General features: G+C 68.4%; 16 protein-coding genes and 2 pseudogenes. 7 read left to right on the top strand and 11 right to left on the bottom strand.

Features of this window, described 5'->3' with window-relative positions; translation table 11 throughout:
- Positions 1-125 precede the first annotated feature (125 nt).
- Positions 126-1,628 (top strand): Ppx/GppA phosphatase family protein, encoded by a 1,503-nt coding sequence (locus tag CSW62_RS10400; RefSeq protein ID WP_099577520.1) that lies wholly within the window; start codon positions 126-128, stop codon positions 1,626-1,628.
- A 156-nt stretch (positions 1,629-1,784) separates the two neighbouring features.
- Positions 1,785-2,057: a hypothetical protein gene (locus tag CSW62_RS10395; RefSeq protein ID WP_099577517.1), complete on the top strand. Its 273-nt coding sequence runs from the start codon at positions 1,785-1,787 to the stop codon at positions 2,055-2,057.
- 6 nt (positions 2,058-2,063) lie between these two features.
- Here the strand turns inward: CSW62_RS10395 and CSW62_RS26110 are convergent.
- The 4 genes and pseudogenes from CSW62_RS26110 to rnd form a co-directional block, all read right to left on the bottom strand.
- Positions 2,064-2,229, bottom strand: a pseudogene (locus tag CSW62_RS26110) (hypothetical protein); the annotation flags it as partial.
- On the bottom strand, positions 2,230-3,519 hold the full coding sequence (locus tag CSW62_RS10390; protein WP_199170566.1) for a serine hydrolase: 1,290 nt from the start codon (positions 3,517-3,519) through the stop codon (positions 2,230-2,232).
- A gap of 129 nt (positions 3,520-3,648) precedes the next feature.
- Positions 3,649-5,334 carry an ATP-binding protein gene (locus CSW62_RS10385; RefSeq protein WP_099577515.1) on the bottom strand — a complete coding sequence of 562 codons (1,686 nt, stop codon included), beginning with the start codon at positions 5,332-5,334 and terminating at the stop codon, positions 3,649-3,651.
- Between the two features lie 171 nt (positions 5,335-5,505).
- Positions 5,506-6,675: a ribonuclease D gene (gene rnd, locus CSW62_RS10380; RefSeq protein ID WP_099577513.1), complete on the bottom strand. Its 1,170-nt coding sequence runs from the start codon at positions 6,673-6,675 to the stop codon at positions 5,506-5,508.
- Between the two features lie 134 nt (positions 6,676-6,809).
- On the opposite strand from rnd, the gene purM reads away from it, so the two are divergent.
- From purM to purN, 3 genes and pseudogenes are all read left to right on the top strand, one after another.
- Entirely contained in the window at positions 6,810-7,835 is a 1,026-nt protein-coding gene (gene purM / locus CSW62_RS10375) for a phosphoribosylformylglycinamidine cyclo-ligase (RefSeq protein WP_099577511.1), read from the top strand.
- Positions 7,836-7,845: 10 nt separating this feature from the next.
- Positions 7,846-7,931, top strand: a pseudogene (locus CSW62_RS27445) (hypothetical protein); the annotation flags it as partial.
- A gap of 15 nt (positions 7,932-7,946) precedes the next feature.
- Positions 7,947-8,528, top strand: coding sequence for a phosphoribosylglycinamide formyltransferase (gene purN / locus CSW62_RS10370; RefSeq protein ID WP_099577509.1), 582 nt, complete (start codon positions 7,947-7,949; stop codon positions 8,526-8,528).
- Here the strand turns inward: purN and CSW62_RS10365 are convergent.
- The 3 genes from CSW62_RS10365 to ndk form a co-directional block, all read right to left on the bottom strand.
- Entirely contained in the window at positions 8,525-9,166 is a 642-nt protein-coding gene (locus tag CSW62_RS10365) for a YoaK family protein (protein ID WP_099577507.1), read from the bottom strand. The two genes, purN and CSW62_RS10365, sit on opposite strands and share 4 nt — an antisense overlap.
- 65 nt (positions 9,167-9,231) lie before the next feature.
- Positions 9,232-10,797: a lipopolysaccharide assembly protein LapB gene (locus CSW62_RS10360; RefSeq protein WP_099577505.1), complete on the bottom strand. Its 1,566-nt coding sequence runs from the start codon at positions 10,795-10,797 to the stop codon at positions 9,232-9,234.
- Positions 10,798-10,942: 145 nt separating this feature from the next.
- Complete coding sequence (gene ndk / locus CSW62_RS10355; protein WP_099577503.1) at positions 10,943-11,362, bottom strand: nucleoside-diphosphate kinase; 420 nt, start codon at positions 11,360-11,362, stop codon at positions 10,943-10,945.
- Between the two features lie 94 nt (positions 11,363-11,456).
- On the opposite strand from ndk, the gene CSW62_RS10350 reads away from it, so the two are divergent.
- Together CSW62_RS10350 and CSW62_RS10345 are read left to right on the top strand one after the other, a co-directional pair.
- Complete coding sequence (locus CSW62_RS10350; protein WP_099577500.1) at positions 11,457-13,319, top strand: ABC-F family ATP-binding cassette domain-containing protein; 1,863 nt, start codon at positions 11,457-11,459, stop codon at positions 13,317-13,319.
- Between the two features lie 92 nt (positions 13,320-13,411).
- Positions 13,412-13,810 carry a hypothetical protein gene (locus CSW62_RS10345; RefSeq protein ID WP_099577498.1) on the top strand — a complete coding sequence of 133 codons (399 nt, stop codon included), beginning with the start codon at positions 13,412-13,414 and terminating at the stop codon, positions 13,808-13,810.
- On the opposite strand, the gene CSW62_RS10340 is transcribed toward CSW62_RS10345, so the two are convergent.
- The 4 genes from CSW62_RS10340 to CSW62_RS10325 all read right to left on the bottom strand — a co-directional run bounded on the left by CSW62_RS10340 (position 13,807) and on the right by CSW62_RS10325 (position 18,676).
- On the bottom strand, positions 13,807-16,281 hold the full coding sequence (locus tag CSW62_RS10340) for an MASE1 domain-containing protein (RefSeq protein WP_099577496.1): 2,475 nt from the start codon (positions 16,279-16,281) through the stop codon (positions 13,807-13,809). The genes CSW62_RS10345 and CSW62_RS10340 overlap by 4 nt on opposite strands.
- Positions 16,282-16,371: 90 nt before the next feature.
- On the bottom strand, positions 16,372-16,731 hold the full coding sequence (locus CSW62_RS10335; RefSeq protein WP_369827546.1) for a peptidase inhibitor I78: 360 nt from the start codon (positions 16,729-16,731) through the stop codon (positions 16,372-16,374).
- Positions 16,731-17,192 carry a DNA polymerase III subunit chi gene (locus CSW62_RS10330; RefSeq protein WP_099577492.1) on the bottom strand — a complete coding sequence of 154 codons (462 nt, stop codon included), beginning with the start codon at positions 17,190-17,192 and terminating at the stop codon, positions 16,731-16,733. Before CSW62_RS10330 ends, CSW62_RS10335 begins: the two co-directional genes overlap by 1 nt.
- Positions 17,193-17,194: 2 nt before the next feature.
- A complete protein-coding gene (locus CSW62_RS10325; RefSeq protein WP_099582239.1) occupies positions 17,195-18,676 on the bottom strand; it encodes a leucyl aminopeptidase in 1,482 nt (493 codons plus the stop codon).
- Positions 18,677-18,773 lie beyond the last annotated feature (97 nt).

Below are 18,773 nucleotides of genomic sequence, written 5' to 3'. Positions count from 1 at the left end.
TATCACCCGGGCAATAATAGCGAAAATCATCAAGGCGTTTTCCGACAAGCCTTTCCGCGCGTTCTTCCCCATCGAAAACGATCGTGACCGCTTCCCCCAACCCGCGAATACGCTAAACCGTCCCCATGCCCTTCCAGGCGCCGCGCGACGCGGCTGTGATCGATATCGGTTCAAACTCGGTCCGCCTCGTGGTGTACCGGCTGGAAGGCCGCGCCATCTGGACGGTCTTCAACGAGAAGGTCCTGGCGGGCCTCGGCCGCGACCTGGCCAAGACCGGCAGCCTGTCGCCCGAGGGCGTCATCCAGACCCTGCAGGCGCTGAAGCGCTTCCGCGCCGTGCTGGAAGCGGTCAATCCGGCCGAGACCTTCGTCGTCGCCACCGCCGCCGCCCGCGACGCCAAGGACGGCCAGGACTTCATCGATCGCGTCCGCAACGAGACTGGCTTCACCGTCCGGGTGCTGAGCGGCGAGGAAGAGGCCCACTACGCCGCCGTCGGCGTGCTGGCCGGCGCCCCGGACGCCGAGGGCGTGGTCGGCGACCTGGGCGGCGCCAGCCTGGAACTCGTGCGACTTTCGTCCACCGGCGCGGGCCGCGGCGTGACCCTGCCCCTGGGCCCGTTCAGCCTGGCCGGACCCAATGGCGCCGCGGGTAGCGTCTTCGACGGCGAGCGCGTCCGCCGCCTGGCCCGCGAGCGCCTGGCCCCCGTCGCCGCCGACTTCCGCAGCGACACCTTTCATGCCGTGGGCGGCGCCTGGCGCAATCTCGCCCTGCTGCACATGCGGCTGTCCGGTTACCCGCTGCATGTCGTCCACCAGTACGAGATCAGCGCCAGCGAGGCCCTCGACGCCGCCCGCCTGGTCGCCCACCAGTCCAAGAGCTCGCTCGAACGCATCGAGGGCATGAGCAAGAAACGCTCGGAGACCCTGCCCTACGCCGCCGTCGTGCTGGAGGCCCTGATCGAGCAACTGCACCTCAAGCGCATCGAGATCTCGGCCTATGGCGTGCGCGAGGGCCTGCTGTTCGAGGCCATGCCGCCGCGCGTGCGGGGCCTGGATCCGCTGATCGAGGGCTGTTACGCTCTGGGCCATCGCCAAGGCGTCGCCGACGACCTTGGCCCGGCCCTGGACGCCTGGATCGCCCCTGCCTTCCGCAATCTGCCGCCGCTGTTCGGCGAACGCGACGGCATACTGGTCTCGGCCGCCTGCCGCCTGTCGGACGTCGGCGCGCGCCTGCACCCGGACCATCGGGCCGACCTGGTGTTCGAACAGGTGCTGCGCGCCCCGATCGCCGGCCAGAACCACGCCGAGCGCTGCTTTGTGGCCGTCGCCTCGCATGCCCGCCACGCCACCAACTTCCACCCGCCCGAACTGCCGACCCTGGAGCGCCTGCTCACCCCCGTCCAGTTGAAGCGGGCCCGCGCCTTGGGCGCCACGATCCGCCTGGCCTGTGACCTCTCGGGCCGCAGCCCCAGCCTGCTGGCCCGCTCGCGCCTGACCCTGGACAAGACGCATCTGATCCTGGCGGCAGAGCCCGGCTATGCCAATCTGCTGCTGGGCGAACAGACCAGCAAGCGCGCCAATACCGCCGCCCAACACCTGAACCTGAAGACAAAGATTATCGCGGCGTAAACTCAGGTATAGACGAGCGGGGACTTATGCTTAACCGGCTCTGAAATTCCCCGATACGGGGAAATCGACAAGTTGTCGCACACTATCGGCATCGACACTGCACATTTTGTTAGCACTACTTACGTAGCGTGACCTCAACGAAATAAACGGAGGTCAGTGATGTTGAAGCGTAAGGTCGACTACCTGGATGCTATCGCTCCGGCTCCCAACGCCCGCAAGCGCCCCGAACTCCACGTCGCCAACGATCACGACGCGCCGGTGGCCAGCGCCGCCCGCACCCTGCAATCGGAAATCAGCCGCGTCTTCGCTCAGGAGAACACCTGGTCGGTCCGCCGCACCGTCGCCATCGGCGTCGTCTTCCACCTCGGCGTCTTCTGCGCCCTGGGCCTGGCCGCCGGCGGCGCATTGAGCCAACTCGCGCAGCGCTAAGAGATTTCCCTCTCCCCCTGCGGGAGAGGGTGGCCCGCGCAGCGGGTCGGGTGAGGGGTCGAAGAAAGACGCCGCCGCTAGACAGATAGACCGAGCGCCAAGCCGACAGGTCTATCAACCCCTCATCCGTCGCCGACGGCGACACCTTCTCCCGCAAGGGGAGAAGGAAGATTCAGTCCGACAGCGAGGCCTCCGCGCCCGGCTGACCCGAGTCCAGGTCTAGATAGTCCGTGAACGGGATCCGGTAGACGCGGTCGAAGAACTCGCCCTGGAAGCGGAAAGGCAGGTTGGCGTCGCTGTTCCACAGCATGACGATGCCCGTCTTGGTCGCCGGGTCGAACATCATGGTCGAGCGATAGCCCGAGACCCCGCCGCTGTGGCCGATCAGGCGGTGACCCTTGTAGGTGAAGCTGCGCATGCCCAGGCCATAGGCCGGGTTCTTCAGCTCGCGGGCGATGTTCAGGCGGCCATAGGGCCGCCCGGTGGCGACGCGGGGGCGCTGCACCTCGTCCAGGACCGTCGACGACAGGACGTCCGGCTTGAGGCCCATCTGGGCCTGCATCCAGGCAGCCAGGTCGACGATCGTCGAGTTGACGCCGGCCGCCGCGGGCACGCGGTAATAGGCGTCGGACAACTTCAGCTCCCGTCGGGCGCGGTCGTGGGGCCGGGCCCAGTGCTCGGCCGAGGTCAGGCCGGCCATGCCGATCGAGGCGCCGGTCATGCCCAGCGGGCCGAACAGCTTACGCTGCACCGTGGCGGCATAGGGCTCGCCCGTCTTGCCCTGGATGACCTCGGTGATCGTGTCATAGGCGACGTTCTGGTAGCTGTGGCAGGTGCCGGGCGGACAGACCGTCTTCAGCGCGCCATATGAGCCCCGGATCTTGGCCGGATCGACGCCGTCCTCCAGCTGACCGTCATAGGCGTTCTTGCCCAGGCCCGTGCGCTGCGACAGCAGGTCCTCGACCGTCAGGGTGTTCTGGGCGTCGCCCGGCAGGCGCAGGCTGGTGTTGAAGGCCACCAGCGGCTCGGTCAGCGACAGGGCTCCATCAGCCGCCAGCCGGGCGCTGAGGGTCGACGAAACGGTCTTGGACAGCGAGGCCCATCGGAACACGGTGCGGGAGTCGACCTTGTCGCCGCCTTCGGTGGTGCGGCCATAGCCGTGGACAAAAGACAGTCGCCCCTTCTCGACCACGGCCACGGCCAGGCCTTCCATGGTCTTGTCGGCGGCCATGGCCGTGATGCGGGCGTTCAGGGCGTCGTAGTCGATATCGCCATGCCAGGCGGACGGCTTCTCCGGGGTGTTCAGCGCCGCCTGCTCGATCGCCTCGGACACCGCCTTGGGGGCCTTCTTCAGAAACGGTAGGGTCGCCAGGCCGCCGACCAGGACAAGGCCCGCCGCGCCGCCGGCGATCCATTTCAGGCGCCGACGCTTTTCCCACTCGCTCTGCCAGATCCTCGACACGGCGCGTAAACTCTTGAACTGGATTGGAAACCGATCACGGCGAGGCGCACGCAGCGACTCGTTCCGTCCGGTCTTCTTCTAGCGACAACGCCCGTGATATGCGCCGAAAAAGGGGCGAAGTGGCGGGTCCTAGCCGAACAGGGCCTTGTAGAGATCGCGCGGATTCACCGGCTTTTCCACCCACCCCGTCATGCCCGCCTCGCGGCAGGCGGCGACCTCCGCAGGCGAGGCGCCGCCGGTGACGGCGATGATCGGCGTCAGCCGGTTGGCGCCGTCCTCGCGCAGGCGGCGGGAGGCCTCCAGCCCGTCCATGCCGGGCATGCGGACGTCCATCAGGATGGCGTCGAAGATCTGCCGCTCGGCCGCCAGCAGGGCCGCCTGGGCGTCCTCGGCGGTTTCCACGCGCGCGCCGAACGCCTCCAGCATCTGGCGCAGGGCGCGGCGGTTGATGTCGTGGTCATCGACGACCAGGATCACCGGCGCCTCGTCGCGCACGGCCAGGGCCTGGACATCGTCCTCGGGCGGCTCGACGGGCGCAGCGCCCTCGGGCGCGGGCAGGCGCAGGGTGAAGCGCGCGCCGCCGTCCGGAACATTGGCGGCCGTCAGCTCGCCGCCCATCAGCCGAGCCAGGTCGCGGCTGATCGACAGGCCAAGACCCGTGCCGCCGAAGGCCCGGGCGGTCTCGGCGCCCAGTTGCTCGTAGGGGCTGAACAGGCGCTCGATCTGGTCGTCCTTCAGGCCGGGGCCGGTGTCGCGCACGACGATGGCCACCTGGCGCGGCCGCTCGCGCTCGACGCGGACGTCGACGGTCACCTCGCCCGGTCCATTCCCCCTGCCCTCGGGCGTGAACTTGATGGCGTTGCTGAGCAGGTTGTTTAGGATCTGGCGCGTGCGCATCGGATCGCCCCGCACCCAGCGCGGCAGGGTCTCGACGCCGGTCAGGGTCAGCGCGACGCTCTTGGCCGCCGCGGCGCAGCGCCAGAACTCGACGGCGTCGCCGACCACGGCCGGCAGGTCGTAGTCGACCACCTCGACGCCCATGCGGCCGGCCTCGATCTTTGACAGGTCCAGCAGGTCGTTGAGCAGGGCCCGCATCATCAGCCCGGCGTCGGTGACCAGGGCGGCTGCGCCGTCTCTATCCAGGGCCGCCGCGCCGTTCAGGATGGCGTTGATCGGGGTGCGCAGCTCGTGGCTGACCATGGCGATGAAGGCCGACTTGGCCGCCGTCTGGCGCTCAGCCGCCCGCCTCGCGGCGCGCTCGGCGGCGATGGCCCGCTCAGACCACAGGAAGACCATCGACAAGGTCAGGCAGAACAGGCCGCACCCGATCAGGAAGTAGACGGTGACCGGATCTTGCGCGTCACCAGCGACCAGCGGCGTGACGAACAGATAGGCGATGTGAGGGGCCGCCGCCGCGACGAAGGCGACGAGGCAGCCCTCCGCGCCCATCAGGGCGGTGAAGATCGAGCCGGACAGCAGCAAGACCGCGCCGGCCGCGCCCATCTGGGTGTCCATCGCCCAAAGCGGAATGGCCAGCCAGCCAAAGATCGTCGCCATCAGGAAATCGCTGACGAGATTTAGCGCGACGGCGCGTCCGGGGGCCGCCTCGTTCAGGAAATGGCGCAAGGCCAGGAATTTGGCGGCCTGGACGACGACGAAGACGCCCGACCAGGCAAGCAGGAAGTGCAGGCGCGGCCACACCAGCGCCATCGCGCAGAGGACCAGGACGACCACGAGCCGGAGGGGGATCAGGCGACGCCGCGAAACCGCGGCGGGGCGGTAGGAGTCCGCCAGGTTCTCCCAGAATGCACTCAACGCAACCCCCGTACACGGCGCGCTCTACTCCCGAGAGAGTCCGCACGTCGCGGCCTTTTACGCCAGCAAACCTTTGCACGCACGGGAAAATGGCCCGTTCCGGGTAGCGGAGAGCGCGACAACCTCAGCGGTAGCCACGCCCTCGCCCCTCAAGAACGTCGGGTGGCGGCCCTATTCGCTCTTCGGCGCGCGGCGCACCTCGACGACACGGACCTTGGCGCCGTCCAGCACCAGGGCAAGTTCGCCACGCTTGATCTTCAGGGCGTCGGCCCCGAAGGCGTCGCGGCGCCAGCCGACCAGGGCCGGGGTGGCGGCGTTATCGTCGGCGGCGATCTTCTCCAGGTCCGAGACCGTGGCGATCAGCTTGGAGGCGACCCCCGCCTCCTCCGCCCGCGCCTTCAGCAGCACCTTGAGCAGTTCGACCACGGCGCCGGCGTTTTGCGGCGGCGGCGGACCGGCCCTGTCCATGACCGGAGCGTAGCCCTCGGGATCGGCCAGGGCAACCTTGATCGCGGCCAGCAGGTCCGGGCCGAACTTGCTGCCGCCGAAGCCCTTGGGCACGCCGCGCAGATTGTTCAGCGCCTCCAGGCTGGTCGGCGCCTGGGTGGCCAGCTCGTCGATGGCCTCGTCCTTCAGGATCCGGCCGCGCGGTTGGTCGCGGTTCTGGGCGGTGCGCTCGCGCCAGGCGGCGACGGCCTTGAAGACCGCCAGATACTTCGACGCGGTCTTGCGCGGACGCAGGCGACGCCAGGCCTTCTCGGGATCGACGTCGTAGGCGGCCGGATCCGAGATGGCGGTCATCTCTTCCTCGACCCAGGCCAGACGGCCCGAGGTTTCGAGGCGCTCGCGCAGGGTCGGGAACAGGGCGGCCAGGTGGGTGACGTCGGCCAGGGCGTAGGTCAGCTGGGCTTCGCTGAGCGGCCGTCGGGCCCAGTCGGTGAACCGGCTGGACTTGTCGAGATCGATGCGCAGCATCTGGCGGACCAGGGCGTCATAGGCGATCTGTTCGCCGAAGCCCGCCGCCATGCCCGCCACCTGGGTGTCGAACAGCGGCCTCGGCATGGCCTTCAGGTTGTTGAAGATCTCGACATCCTGGCGGGCGGCGTGGAACACCTTGAGGATGCTCGTGTCGCGCATGACGGCCAGCAGCGGCTCAAGGTCGATGCCCTCGGCCAGCGGATCGATGACGGCTTCGTGCGTGGGCGAGGCGACCTGGATCAGGCACAACTTGGGCCAGTAGGTCGTCTCGCGCATGAACTCGGTGTCGACGGCGACGAAAGGCTCGCCCGCGAGCGCATTACAGAACGCCGCCAGCTCGGCGGTAGTGGTGATCGGCTTCATCGGCTGCTAATAGCCTCGCGCACCCCCGAGTCTGCAAGCGTCAAGACGCGCCCAGCGTCTCGGGAAAGCAAATTTTCCGCGTGTTCGGACGGCTCACCGCCCTCCGATAGACCAGAGCGAGCGCCAGAGCGACCATGAGCGATCAGCCGAACGGCCTTACCTACGCCCAGGCGGGTGTCGATATCGACGCGGGCAACGCCCTGGTGGACGCTATCAAGCCGCTGGCGAAAGCCACCCGCCGCCCCGGCGCGGAAGCCAGCCTGGGCGGCTTCGGCGCGCTGTTCGACCTGAAGGCCGCCGGCTATGACGATCCGCTGCTGGTCACCACCACCGACGGCGTCGGCACCAAGCTGCGCATCGCCATCGACGCGGGCATGCACGCCACGGTCGGCATCGATCTGGTCGCCATGTGCGTCAACGACCTGCTGGCGCAAGGCGCCGAGCCGCTGATGTTCCTGGACTATTTCGCCACCGGCAAGCTGGACATCGAGGTCGCCAAGAGCGTCGTCGCCGGCATCGCCGAGGGCTGCAAGCTGGCCGGTGCGGCCCTGGTGGGCGGCGAGACCGCCGAGATGCCGGGCATGTATAGCGACGGCGAGTATGACCTGGCCGGCTTCTCGGTCGGCGCGGTCGACCGCGACGACGTCCTTCCCAAGCTGGACAAGCAACGCGCCGGCGACATCATCATCGGTCTGGGCTCGTCGGGTCCGCATTCCAACGGCTATTCGCTGGTGCGCCGCGTGGTCGAGCGCTCGGGCCTGGCCTGGGACGCGCCCTGCCCGTTTGAAGACGGCAAGACCCTGGCCGAGGCACTGATGGCCCCGACCCGTATCTATGTGAAGTCGCTGCTGCCGCTGCTGCAGTCGGGTCGCGTCAAGGGCGGCGCCCACATCACCGGCGGCGGCCTGATCGAGAACCCGCCCCGCGCCATCGCCGAGGGCCTGGCCGCCGAGTTCGACTGGAACGCCTGGGCCATGCCCCCGGTGTTCGAGTGGATGGCCAAGGTGGGCGGCGTCTCCGAGCACGAGATGCGCCGTACGTTCAACTGCGGTGTCGGCTTCATCATCATCGTGGCGCAAGCCGACGCTGAGCCTGTCCTGGCCGCCCTGCTGAACGCCGGCGAGGACGCCTTCATCTGCGGCCAGCTGGTCAAGGCCTGAGCCTGAAAGCCCCGCCCTTCGACAGGCTCAGGGTGAGGTTTTCACTCAAGCCGCAGTAGTCCTCATCCTGAGCTTGTCGAAGGACGAGGACGGCTCCACGGAGCTGAAATTATGACCCAACGCACCAAGGTCGCCGTCCTGATCTCGGGCCGGGGCTCCAACATGGAGGCCCTGGTCCGCGCGGCGAAGGCCGACGACTGCCCGTTCGAGATCGCCCTTGTACTGGCCAACAAACCGGACGCCGGCGGCCTGGCCACGGCGGCGGCCGAGGGGATCGAGGCCCTTTGCGTCGACCAGAAGCCCTTCGGCAAGGATCGCGAGGCCCACGAGCGGGCTATCGACGCGGCCCTGCGCGAACGCGGGATCCAGGTCATCGCCCTGGCCGGCTACATGCGCATCCTGACGCCGTTCCTGGTCGACGCCTGGGAGGGACGGATGCTGAACATCCACCCGTCCCTGCTGCCGGCCTATCCGGGCCTGGACACCCACGCGCGCGCCATCGCGGCGGGCGAGGTCGAGGCCGGCTGCACCGTCCACCTGGTCACGGCGGGCGTCGACGAGGGTCCGATCCTGGGCCAGGCCCGCGTGCCGATCCTGGCCGGCGACGACGACCACAGCCTGGCGGTGCGGGTGCTGGAGCAGGAGCACCGGCTCTACGCCGACACGCTGGCCGCGTTCGTCAGGACTCTCTAGACGGACCGCCAGCGCCGCTCGGCCCAGATCGCGCCGCCCAGGACGACCGCCACGGCCGCCCAGAGCGCGGCAGCGCCGATCGTCAGATAGGTCAGAGCGCCCAGCGCGCCGCCGGCCGAAAGCCCCATCCACAGCAGCACGTAGCGCAGCCAGTCCGCGGGCTCGCCGCCGGTGAGCGCGCCGGCGATGCGCTGGCCGGCCTTCACGAGCGCGCCGGTCATGTAGGTCAGGCCCACGGCCACGTCGCCGTTACGCTGAAAGACCGCATTCTCCGCCCCCATCGCCATGGCCACGGCCGTGACGCCGGCGGTGTCGAAGCCGAGGGCCAGCAGGCCCGCGCCCGCCGCCAGCAGCGTCGCCTCCAGGGCCAGAACCGGCGAGCGGCGGTTCTCGCCGAACGCCCGCGCCGTCAGGGCGCCCAGCACCACGCCGGCCACGAACGATCCGACCAAGGTCAGCACGGTCGCCGCCGCCGCCCAGTTGGCGGTGGCCAGGGCCACGCCCAGGCGCGTGGAGTTACCGCTCATGAACGAGACGAAGAAGCCGCCCAGCTTCAGGAAGCCGATCGCGTCGACATAGCCGGCCACGCCCGCCAGCACGACAGCCAGCGCCACCTCGTTCCGTTCGTAGTGTTTCATGGCGACTCCCGACGCAAAGAACCGGTCGGATCGTCACCGATCCGACAGCGTCGCGCCATAGGCCGCTACGGTGTTCCGGCGGACGGCGCCATCATGTCCAGCAGCGCCTTGGCCTGCCGCGCCGCCACGCCGCCATTGGGGTCTGCCGACACCGGCTTGAGCAGTTGGAAGGCGGTTCGCTCGTCGTTCGCGCGCAGGAAGGCAGCCGCAGCGACGAGGCGGATCTTCGCCACCTCCGGCGCCAGCGAGACCGCCCGCCGCAGCAGGGCCAGCCTTTCCGGCGACGGCGTCTCGCCGCTGACCATGGTCTGAGCCAGAAGGAACAGAGTCTGGTAGTCGTTCGGTTCTTCCGCGTCGGCGCGCCTCAGATAGCCCCTGGCCAACACCATCAACGCGGTCTTGCGCGCAGGTTCGGGCTCGGCGGCCGCGCGATAGAGCTTGCTGGTCCCCATCAGCCGCAAGGCCTCCAGATTGCCGGCGTCCTCATCCAGCAACTGTGTCAGCAATTTTTCGCCTTTGTCGCGATCACCCAGCACGATCTCGGCGCGGGCCAGGGCCTGGCGGCTATAGCGCTCGCCCGGCCGGCGCGCCGCCGCTTCGCGGACACGGTTCAGCAGAAAAATGGCATTGCCGCTGGGGCTAGCCTTCAGGCGCTGGATCTCAAGGATCAGATCGTCCGCGCCCTTTGGCATTTTCCGGATCAGGATGGTCGGCGGCGAGCCCTCCGTTCGCGGTAGCGTCGTTCGCACCGGCGGCGTGTCCAAGAAGGCGCGCAGCCCCACGTCCAACGCCTCCGGCGGTTCACCGAACGCCTCGGTCCAGGCGGCCTTCGGATCGGTCGCCCCAGATTCCAGCTTGTCCAGAAAGGTCGCCAGCCGCGCCTTGCGGTCCGGATCGGACCACAGATAGCGGACCAGGAGCGCCGACTGGGCGTCGTAACCCCACGCCCGCGGGTCGGCCGCAATGTCCCGCTCGGCGATCAGGCGGGGAACGGCGTCCAGATTCTTCGCTGCCAGCGCATTGTCGAACAGCGCTGGAATGCCGCCGATAGTCACGTAGTCGGGTCGGATGTCGATGGAGCTGTAATAGACGCCCGCCCCCTTGGTCAGCCAGCGCGGCTGCCGGAAGGGAAAGTTCTCGCTGAAGAAGTGCAGCGCATAGGCGCCCAGCACCCCGTCGTCGCCCAGCGTCTCGTCGACTACCTTATGGAAGGAAAAGCTGTCGCGGACCACGATGGCGAAGATGTCATCCGGTTCGGCGACATCGACCGACACTGCGGAGATCATGGCGTCGGGAATGAAGCGCCGATAGTCCGGATTGATGATGTCGTTGCGCTTGGGCGCCTTCACCAGATAGATCGGAAACTTGCGCGGCGGCGGCGCGTCCAGCTTGCCGTAGAGCGTCCGCAGGACGCGATCCAGGGCCTCGACGTCCTCCGCCGTTCGGCGCGCGATCTCCGGGCCCTCATCGGTATAGACAATGACGTGATCGCTCTCGGCTCGCAGCCATCGCCCTGTGCCCTGCGGATTGACGACCAAGTCACCCCAAGGCTTGGGCGCGGCGGCCATGGCCGGGCTCACCAGCAACCCGGCGGCCAGCAGGCTAGCCGCGAGACCTCGGCCAATCGTCATCCCTACCCCACCGAACGCTTAGCTCCGCAACACGTCGATCCACCCTAAAGCGACCTTCGCTCGTCAGACAACCTTCCGCATCGGCCAAACAAAAAGGCCGGCGGATCGCCCCGCCGGCCTCGATGCGTTGGTAAGGCTGAGCGCCTTAGCCGACGATTTGGTCGTCCGTGAAGAACTGGGCGATTTCGATCGCGGCGTTCTCCAGGCTGTCCGAACCGTGGACCGAGTTTTCGCCGATCGACAGGGCGAACAGCTTGCGGATGGTGCCTTCGGCGGCGTCCTTCGGGTTGGTGGCGCCCATGACGTCGCGATACTTGGCAACAGCGCCTTCGGCTTCCAGGACCTGCACGACAACCGGTTCGGCGATCATCTGGCCGACCAGTTCGCCGTAGAACGGACGCTCGGCGTGGACTTCATAGAACTTCTTGGCTTGGTCTTCGGTCAGGCGCACGCGGCGCTGAGCGACGATGCGCAGGCCAGCGGCCTCGATCACCGCATTGATGGCGCCGGTCAGGTTACGACGGGTGGCGTCCGGCTTGATGATCGAGAAGGTGCGTTCGGTCACGGAGTGATCTCACAGAAAAGTTGTGGATTAGGAGGTTGCGGGCTTATAGCCGGGCGCCTCCTCCCCGCCAACCCCGACGCGTAACCTTCATAAAATGCTTCAGATCCGTGACCTGACCTTCAACGCCTGGGGTCGGAAGTTCTTCGACCATGCCAGCGTCAGCCTGCCGCCGGGCGCCAAGGTCGGTCTGATCGGCCGCAATGGCGTGGGCAAGTCGACCCTGTTCAAGCTGATCCTGGGCCAGCTGCACGCCGGCGACGACGAGATCAGCCTGCCCAAGTCCGCGCGGATCGGCTCGGTGGACCAGGAACACCCGGCCACGCCGTTCACCCTGCTGGACACGGTGCTGGAGGCCGACGAGGAGCGCCACGACCTGCTGACACGGCTGGAGACGGCCGATCCCGAGGCGATGGGCGAGATCTGGGCGCGTCTGATCGAGATCGATTCCGACGCCGCCCCCGCCAAGGCCTCGGAAATCCTGGTGGGTCTGGGCTTCACGCAAGATGACCTGGCGCGTCCGATGAGCGAGTTCTCCGGCGGCTGGCGGATGCGCGTGGCCCTGGCCGCAGCGCTGTTCGCCGAGCCGGACATGCTGCTGCTGGACGAACCAACCAACTATCTCGACCTGGAAGGCGCGCTGTGGCTGGAGGCGAGGCTCCAGAAGTACCCGCACACGGCCCTGATCGTCAGCCACGACCGCGAACTGCTCAACAACAGCTGTACGCACATGCTGCACCTGGCCGGCGGCAAGCTGGAACTCTACACCGGCGGCTACGACGACTTCGAGAAGCGCCGCGCCGAGAAGGCTCGCCTGCAACTGTCGGCCAAGGCCAAGCAGGACGCCGAACGCGCCCACCTGCAGGCCTTCGTCGACCGCTTCAAGGCCAAGGCCTCGAAGGCCGCCCAGGCCCAGTCGCGCATGAAGCGCCTGGCCAAGATGGAGCCGGTGTCGACCACGATCGAGGAGCGTGTCGCGCCCTTCACCCTGCCCTCGCCGCCGCGCCCGCTGGCGCCGCCGCTGATCCGCCTGGAACGGGCGAATGTGGGCTATGAGGAAGGCCGCTCGATCCTCAAGAACCTCAACCTGCGCATGGACCTGGACGACCGCATCGGCCTGCTGGGCGTCAACGGCGCGGGCAAGTCGACCTTCGCCAAGATGATCGCCGGCGCGCTGGGCGTGCAGTCGGGCGAATTCCACCGCGACCGAAAGATGAAGGTCGGCTGGTTCCACCAGCACCAGATCGAGGCGATGGATCCGGTGGACACCCCGCTCGAGATCATCCGCCGCGCCATGCCGGACGCGTCGGAGAGCTCGCGCCGCTCGAAACTGGCCCAGTTCGGCCTGGGCTTCGAGAAGCAGGAGACCACGGTGGCCAACCTGTCGGGCGGCGAGCGTGCCCGGCTGCTGCTCAACATGGTGGCGATGGAAGCGCCACACATGCTGATCCTCGACGAACCGACGAACCACCTGGACATCGACTCGCGTCGCGCCCTGCTGGACGCACTGAACGATTACAGTGGCGCGGTGATCCTGATCACCCACGACCGCTCGCTGATGGAGCTGGTCGCCGACCGCCTGTGGCTGGCCGCCGACGGCACGGTGAAACCCTTCGACGGCGACATGGACGACTACGCCAAGTTCGTGCTGGACCGCGCCAAGCAGGCCGTGAAGCCGACCCAGGTGGCCCGCGCCCCCGAGCCGGCGGCTTCCGCGCCGAAGAAGTCCGTCGCCATCGAGCCCCTGAAGCGCAAGATCGAGGCCGCCGAGCAGGTGGTCATGCGCACCACGCGCCAGGTGAACGAGCTGGAAGCCCAGTTGGCCGACCCGCAGCTCTACAAGAATCCGACCAAGGTGGCCGAGCTGACCAAGCGCCGCGACAACGCCAAGGCCAAGCTGGACGAGGCCGAAGCGACCTGGATGACCCTGGCCGAGGAACTGGCGGCGGCGGAGGCCTGAGCTTCACGAGAGACATCGAGGGTTTAGGGTAAACCCTCGTGAACCAAGAAGTTTAGCGCTTCCGCGACATCTGGCGGCGCAGGGTGCGCCGCATGAGCACCGCCCATCCTCGCAACCATGTCGTGGCCAATCCGGAAGGCTTGTCCGCGTCCTCGGTCCTGGAAGCGTTCGCCGACTGGGTGAACGCTCGGATCGGCGAGGCCATGCGAATTGAGATGGACCTGGCCTTCCGAGACCGCCCGTTCGACATCGTGGTCGGCCGCGTCCCGCCCCTGATCGGCTGGGAGCACAAGTTCATCCAGCCCGGCGCCGCCGCGCCCAAGGGCAAGATGTGGACGGTCTATCGCCTGCACGACCAGACCGGCCGCCCGGCCCATCTGCCCCACTCCGGCGACTTGGTCGAAGACCTGACGCCTCTGCTGGGCGAGCTGGGCTATCTGGGCGTCTTCGAAGACGGCGTGGCGATGTTCCCCGGCGTCGGCAAGCGCTAGGCGTTGGCGGGCGTGGGTTCGCTCATCGCCTCGGCCAGGGTCGACAGCAGGGATATCACGGTCAGCGGCTTGGGCGTCGCGCCGTCGAAGACCGGGTCCAGCGGCCCCATCCGAACATCGGCCGAGAAGGCGATGATCGGCGCCCCGGCGCTGGGTCCCCGCCCTGCCCGGATCCGCAGGGCGGCCGAGACGCCGTCCAGGCGCGGCATCCGCAGGTCCATCAGGATGGCGTCGTAGGGCGCGGCGGCGGCGGCGGCGACTCCCTCCTCACCGTCCACCGCCTCGGCGACCTCCACTCCGACGGCTTCCAGCACCGAGCGGACCAGCTCGCGGTTGCCGGCGTTGTCGTCGACCACCAGCACGCGGCTGCCGGGCGGCGGCAGGGGGATGTCGTCCTCGGCCTGCTCCTCATCGTCGGCCTGGGCGACATGGGCCGGGATCTCGAACCAGAAGCGCGCGCCCCGGCCCTCTTCGCTTTCGACGCCGATCTCGCCGCCCATCAGCTCGACGAGCCCCTTGGAGATGGCCAGGCCCAGGCCGGCGCCGCCGTGCTGGCGGTTCAGGGCCGCGTCGATCTGGGAGAAGCGCGCGAACAGCAGCGCCTGATCCTCGGCCGCCACGCCACGCCCGGTGTCGACCACGGCGATGCGCAAGCGGTTCTCGTGGTGAACGACGGCGAGGCTGACCTTGCCCGTCTCGGTGAACTTCACCGCGTTGCCGACCAGGTTGACCAGCACCTGGCGCACGCGCTCAGGGTCGATCATCACGTGAGGCGGCAGCGCCGTCAGGCCGTCGGCCGCGAGCGCAAGGCCCTTGGCCATGGCGTCGGCGCCGCTCAGCTCCAGCACCTCGGCGACCAGATCGGCGACGCTGGTCGGGCGGGCATTCAGCGCGATGCGCCCGGACTCCAGCCGCGAGAAGTCTAGAATGTCGTTGATCGTCGTCAGCAGGGTCTGGCCGCCGGTGGCGATGCGGTCGAGATATCGGCGCGCGCGGGGCGACAAATCCGGCTCGTCGGCCGCCAGGTTGGCGAAGCCGATGACAGCGGTCAGAGGCGTGCGCAGTTCGTGGCTCATGTTCGCCAGGAACTCGCCCTTCACGGCGGCGGCGGCCTCGGCCTCGGCGCGCGCGGCGCGGAGATCCAGCTCCAGCGTCTTTCGGGCGGTGACATCACGGATGATGTCGGTGATGCCAGTGGGCTCGCCGGTCACAGGATCGCAGACCAGGGTCGGACGCGCCTCCAGCCAGATCATCGCGCCGTCCTTGCGGAACACACGATATTCGACGGCCTCGGCCGGCGGCGGAGCGACGCCCCGCGGAGAGTTCCGCTGGGCGTCGACGACACGGCGGAGTTCAGCGCGGTCGTCGTCGTGCAGAATCTCGAGCGCGCGCGCGCCGAGCAGTTCTTCCGGCTCGTAGCCGACGATGACCCTCGCCGCTGGCGAAATATAGGTCATCTGCCCGTGGAGATCGCTGTGGGCGATGATGTCGAGGGCGTTCTCGGCCAGCAGGCGGAACTGGGCCTCGCTGCGTGCGGCGGCGGCGCTGGTCTCGACCAGCTCGGCCATGATCGCGCGGCGCTGACGCTGGAAGGCGGCCACCGGCAGGGCGACGAAGGTCGAGACGGCCAGGAACAGCTGCAGCATGGTCGACTGGGTGGCCGAGCCCGACAGGATCAGGTGGATGGGTCCGCGGCCGGCGATGGTCAGGACGAGCGCGATCGCCGCCACCAGCACCACGCCCAGAACCGCGCCCAGCACCTCCTGGCGCCAGGCCGCCAGGAACATGACCGGCGGCACCATGAACAGCATCGGGTATTTGGTCTGGCCGAAGACCACGGCGGTCATCAAGCCACAGGCGACGATCGACAGGACGCCGTCGCGGGTCAGCGGGCGCTCGCGCAGATAGAGCTTCGCCCTGAACAGCACCAGCAGGCAGGGGCCAATGGTCAGCATGCCCAGGATGTCGTTCAGCACCCAACCCGTGACGTTGCTCAGCAGGCCGCCGCCGCGCATCAGGGTGTGGATCGAGGCGGCGATGGTTCCCAAGATCGTCGGCGCCAGGAAGCCGCCCAGAAGGACGAAGGCCAGCATGTCGCGCGGCCGGCCCAGGTCGATCGCCTCGCCCGTCATCCGGCGCACCGCGACAGCGGCCATCAGGCCTTGGGAGACATTCAGGGTGGTCAAGATGGCGTTGAGCGTCGGCCTGTCGCCGGCATGGGCGCCGGCCGCCAGGGCGCCCAGCAGCGCGCCGACCACCAGCGCGGGCCACCGCCGCGTCGGCGACGACAGCAGGCACGCGGCCAGAAAGCCGTTCGACAGCCAGATGGGCGTAACGTGATCGTAGGCGCGGGGAATCTCGACGCAGAGATAAGCTAAGCCGGCGAAACCAAAGGCGACGCCGACGGCGGCCAGCAAGGTGGCCGCCAAGTTATCATCGGTCTTGGATCCGATCTTCGGGAGGTCGACCATGCGCTGAACCAGCCGGCGCAGAATCCCCGGCGAGTCGGTTATTTCATCGGAACCGGGAAAACGCCAGAAAAGCTTGGAAGACCATGTTTTCTAACCGCACTTCACTTCCTGGACGACGCCTGTATCCGCGTTGAACAGGATATTCAGGCGATCGGCGCGGTAGTCCATGGTCACCGGGCAGGTCGTGCAGGCCACGCGCCAGCGCGACGGGTCGACCGGCGCTGGCAGGCTGGTGCGCGGCTTGCCGACGAAGGCCTGAGCATCTTTCAGGCCGCATTGGTCCTTGGCCGCTTCCGACGACGAGGCCGGCGGCTTGGCGGGCAGCGCGATGGCCGGCGGCGCGGTGGGCGTGCTGGGCGGCGGCGGAGGGGCCGGCTCGGGCGCGCTGGAGCACGAGGCCAGGACCAGACCCAAAGCCATTGCGGCCCCGATACCCGAGATCACGCGCATCATGCCTGCTTCTCCCAACCGCGTTCGGCGCCCTGGCGCCAGTAGGACACCGGATGCCCGGCCTTCTTGAAGACGGACCAGCGTCCGCGCGCCATGGCCAGCGCCTGGTCATCCCGGCCGTCGAACAGCAGGATGCAGCGCGAAACCCCGGCCAGATCGCCCGGCTCGGCCCCGTCGATCAGGAACAGCGCGTCACCGGCGTTCGGGTTGCCGTCCTCGGCGGTCAGCAGCACGGGCTGGCGCTCGGCCATCGGCTCGCTGGCCAGGCCGTGCGGCAGGAAGCTGTCTTCGCGCCAGGTCCACAGGTGCTGGTCCAGCGCCTCCATCCGACGGGGATCGCCGCCGCGCACCAGCGCCTTCCAGCCCCTGCCCAGCGTCTTTTCCAGAAGCTCGGGCAGCACCGCCTCGAGCGGCGAACGCTCCAGGTGGTAGAACCAGACCTCGCACGGCGCGGCGGTCATGCTCAGCCTTCGTAGGCGTCGGCGACGAGGCGGTTGAGCAGGCGCACGCCGTAGCCGGCCGCGCCGTCCGGGACGGTCGGGTCGGTGGAGGGCTTCTTCCAGGCCACCGAGGCGATGTCGAGGTGAGCCCACGGCACATTGTTGACGAAGCGCTGCAGGAACAGGCCCGCCGTGATCGAGCCGGCCGGGCGGCCGCCGATGTTCTTCATGTCGGCGATCGGGCTTTCGATCTGCTTCTCATAGGACGCCGGCAGCGGCAGGCGCCACAGGGGCTCGCGCTCGCCCTTGCCGGCGGCGAGAAGTTTCTCCGACAAGCCGTCGTTATTGCTGAACAAACCGGCGTAGTCGTGACCCAGCGAGATGATGATCGCGCCGGTCAGGGTGGCCAGGTCGATCATGAACTGCGGCTTGAAGCGTTCCTGGCAGTACCAGAGGGCGTCAGCCAGCACGAGGCGGCCCTCGGCGTCGGTGTTGATGACCTCGATCGTCTGGCCCGACATCGAGGTGACCACGTCGCCCGGACGCTGGGCGTTGCCGTCAGGCATGTTCTCGACCAGGCCCAGGATGCCGATGGCGTTGACCTTGGCCTTGCGGCCGGCCAGGGCATGCATGACGCCGGTCACGGCGGCCGCGCCGCCCATGTCCCACTTCATGTCTTCCATGCCGTCAGCCGGCTTGATCGAGATGCCGCCGGTGTCGAAGGTGACGCCCTTGCCGACGAAGGCGATGGGTTGAGCGTTCTTGTCCGCCCCGCCCAGCCATTTCATGATCACCAGCTGGCTCTCGCGGCGGCTTCCCTGCCCCACGCCCAGCAGGCTGCCCATGCCCAGTTCGGCCATCTGGGCCTCGCCCAGGATTTCGACTTCCAGGCCCAGGCTCTCGAGGCTCTTGGCGCGCGCCGCGAACTCCTCGGGGTGCAGGATGTTGGCCGGCTCGGACACCAGATCGCGGCTGAAGACGATGGCGTCGGCCAGGGCGGCCAGGGGCTCGTAAGCCTTCTGGGCCTTGATCGGGTCGGCGGCGGCGACCTTGACCACCTGGACCGAGGGCTTCTTCTCGGCCTTTTCGGTGGTGCGATACTTGTCGAAGCGATAGGCCGCCAGACGCGCGCCGAACGCGGCGCGCGCGGCGCTCTCGGCGTCGGCGCCCAGCTTCAGCACCAGTTCGGTGACGCCCGTGGTCTTCACAGCCTGATAGGCCGAGGCGGCGGCGGTCTCGACCGCTTCCGGCTCCACCGCGCCCGAGCCGTCGACGCCGACCAGCACCAGGCGGGCGGCTTCCAGCCCGTGCGGAGCGACGAGATCCAGGGTCTGGCCCTTGGCGCCGGTGAAGCGGCCACCGGCGATGGCGCGCGCCAGGGCGCCGCCGGTCGACTCATTGGCCGCCTTGGCCTCCGGCGACAGGGCCGCGCCCTCGTGGGCCAGGACGGCAAGGGCGGCCGTGGCGCCGGCCTGGGTGTCGACGGGGACGAACTCGATACGCATGCCGCGCTCCTGCATTTGGGCGACGTCTAGATGGCGTGCTAGGACGCGCCGCCACTCATCTTCAACTAGGCGGCATAGTCCAATGCCGCGCCATAGA

Source organism: Caulobacter sp. FWC2 (assembly GCF_002742625.1).
In the GTDB taxonomy this organism is placed as follows: Bacteria; Pseudomonadota; Alphaproteobacteria; order Caulobacterales; family Caulobacteraceae; genus Caulobacter.
This window is presented reverse-complemented; position numbering and strand designations above follow the sequence as displayed.